The 2,905-nt window shown below is 42.0% G+C and carries 2 protein-coding genes and 1 pseudogene; 2 read left to right on the forward strand and 1 reads right to left on the reverse strand.

Going from position 1 to position 2,905, the window contains the following annotated elements:
• A pseudogene (locus ACZFYI_RS18300) lies at window positions 1–279 on the reverse strand (hypothetical protein); the annotation flags it as partial.
• A 108-nt stretch (window positions 280–387) separates the two neighbouring features.
• On the opposite strand from ACZFYI_RS18300, the gene ACZFYI_RS18305 reads away from it, so the two are divergent.
• A complete protein-coding gene (locus tag ACZFYI_RS18305; protein ID WP_462525566.1) occupies window positions 388–2,121 on the forward strand; it encodes an arylsulfatase in 1,734 nt (577 codons plus the stop codon).
• Window positions 2,122–2,226: 105 nt separating this feature from the next.
• Window positions 2,227–2,905: FAD-dependent oxidoreductase (locus tag ACZFYI_RS18310; protein ID WP_462525567.1), on the forward strand; the 679-nt coding region annotated here is incomplete at its 3' end.

The raw sequence follows: 2,905 nt of genomic DNA on the forward strand, positions 1-2,905 counted from the left end.
GCCAAGTACGGTGATCATGGTCCCTTCCAGCACTTTGAGCCCACAATCTTCAAAAGCCTTAGCTGAAAACTCGTTTTCGAAGGGGTAATTGGCAGCTGTACCTTCAAATACATGGGCAGAAGGGTCAGCGGTAAACAAATCACTGATTAATGGCGGGTTTAAAAATTTGGAGGTTTCTGTTGATTCTACTGCTTTTTCCTCTGTTTTTTGGCTGCATGAAAAAATCAAAAAAGGAAATAAAGCGGTAATAAGAAGGGTTGTTTCTAATCTTGTTTTCATAGGTTATAGGTTTTTTGTCTTCTAAAAATAGGGATAAGCATTGATATTTCTTGATGTTTTCAAATAATTTCAGTTATCTTGATTGTACTATCCCAAGCCTGAATAACCATGAAATTCCCAGCATCTTTCTGTTTTTTACTTTTGTTTGCTTGGGTATTTTTCAGTTCCTGTCAAAGTGAATCTATCGCCCCAAAACCAAATGTCCTTCTGATCATCACTGATGACCAAGGATGGGGAGACCTTTCTTTTCATGGAAATGAATTTTTGGAAACGCCACAAATTGATTCCTTGGCTTCCCAATCCATAGTTTTTGACAGATTTTATGTTTCCCCGGTCTGTGCACCTACACGGGCAAGTCTTCTTACAGGAAGATATCATCCTGCAACCGGCACCACTTGGGTGACTCACAGGATGGAAGTGATGCGGGAGGAAGAAGTGACGATAGCTGAAATTTTAAAACCGGAGGGATACAGGACAGGATTATTTGGAAAATGGCATCAGGGAAAACAGTTTCCCCATGATCCTATAGGACAGGGATTTGACGAATTTTTGGGATTTACCGATGGTCATTTGAATAATTACTTTGACACTAAACTCACCCATAATTTTGAGCAGGTGGATTCTAAAGGATATCTACCGGATTTTATGACCCAAAAAGCGATCGGTTTTATGGATCAGGACACTCCCTTTTTCACGATGATTGCTTTCAATACCCCACATGGCCCGTTTCAGGTTCCGGACCAGTATTTTGACAAGTACAAAGCCAAAGGTCTCAATGACAAGGACGCTTCTGTCTATGGGATGGTAGAAAACATCGATGACAATATCGGTAAATTGATGACCTTCCTGACTGAAAGTGGTAAGCTTGAAAATACCATCGTGATTTTTATGACCGATAATGGTCCAAATGGTATCCGATACAATGGAGGCATGAAGGGAATCAAGGGTCATTTGGATGAAGGAGGAGTGAGGGTGCCGTTTTTTATGCGGATTCCCGGACAGCCGCATCAGGTCATCAAACCTTGGGCAGCGCATATAGATGTTCTTCCGACTTTGGTGGACTTATTGGAAATTGAAGTTTCTCCCGATATTGAATTTCATGGAAAAAGCATTTTGCCTTTGGTGGAGGGCAGCCGAGAATGGGAGGACAGGTACTTTTTTACACATCATGTCAATTTGATTTTTGATACCATTCCGGGTGCTATAAGGAATCAACGATACCTGCTTACCATTCAAAAGGATAGAAAAGAACTCTACGACTTGGAAAGTGACTATTTACAACACCAAAACATCACAGCAGAAAATCCCGAATTGCTGGCTGAGATGGAAAAAGAATACCTGAATTGGTTTCAAAAGATCACCATAAAGGGAACTGAACCCCCTGCGATACAGGTAGGGCATGCCGGTATCACATTCGTGGAACTTCCTGCCCCTGATGCGAAAAAAGAGGGTGGAGTGAAATTCAAAGGAAACATGGGATGGGCCAATGATTGGTTTGTGGGCTTTTCTGCTGAATCTGATCAGGTATATTGGGACATAGAGACAGTGCAGGATAGTGAGTATGAGATATCTGCGCAACTTTCAAATACTGCTCCGCTGGAAATTATTCTTGAATTGAATGGGAAAACGTTGGAAGCGAGCATTCAGGAATCCCATGCCGCAGAGATTATCCCAAGCCCGGACAGGGTTCCCCGCGGAGAGGTTTATGAAAAAAACTGGCCTTTGGTGCTTTTGGGAAAATTGAGGTTAGAAAAAGAACCAATGGAACTTACTTTAAGGACAAAAGGAGGAGAGGATGCAGGACTTGAGGTAAAATCCCTTATTTTGAAAAAGGTTGATTGAGAAAAAGAAGAAGGTCATTTTTCTACAAATTGCTGTAGTAATCGAGTCATAATTTCACACCGAGAAAGTACCACCAAAAATTTATAATCTTATCATAATTTAAGAATGAAAACCACCTTATCTTACCTTCTGATATTTGTTTTGTTAGTTTTATCAAGCTGTACCAAAACATATCAATCCAATGAATTCGAAGCCGACATCATCATCTATGGGGCCACTTCTGCCGGAATTACCGCTGCGGTTCAGGCCAAGAAAATGGGTAAATCTGTATTGGTGGTATCACCCGATATTCATCTTGGTGGCTTGTCCTCGGGAGGATTGGGATTTACAGATACCGGGGACAAATCTGTGATTGGGGGATTGGCAAGGGAATTTTACCACAGGGTGTATATGCACTACCAAAACGACTCCGCGTGGAAATGGCAGAAAAGGGAGGAATATGGAAACAAAGGTCAAGGCACGCCTCCCATAGATGGCAATGCACGAACAATGTGGATTTTTGAACCGCATGTGGCGGAAATGATCTTCGAGGATTTTGTAAGAGAAAATGATATTCAGGTTTTTCGTGATGAATGGCTGGATAGGGAAAATGGGGTGTCCAAAGAGCAAGGAAAAATTGTTTCTATCACGACACTTTCCGGAAAGACCTTCAAAGGCAAAGTATTTATCGATGCCACCTATGAAGGAGATCTTTTAGCCGCGGCCGGAGTTAGCTACCATGTGGGAAGGGAATCTAATGAAACCTATGACGAAACCTGGAACGGGGTCCAAGTAGGGGTTTTCC

This window comes from Aquiflexum sp., from assembly GCF_977115555.1.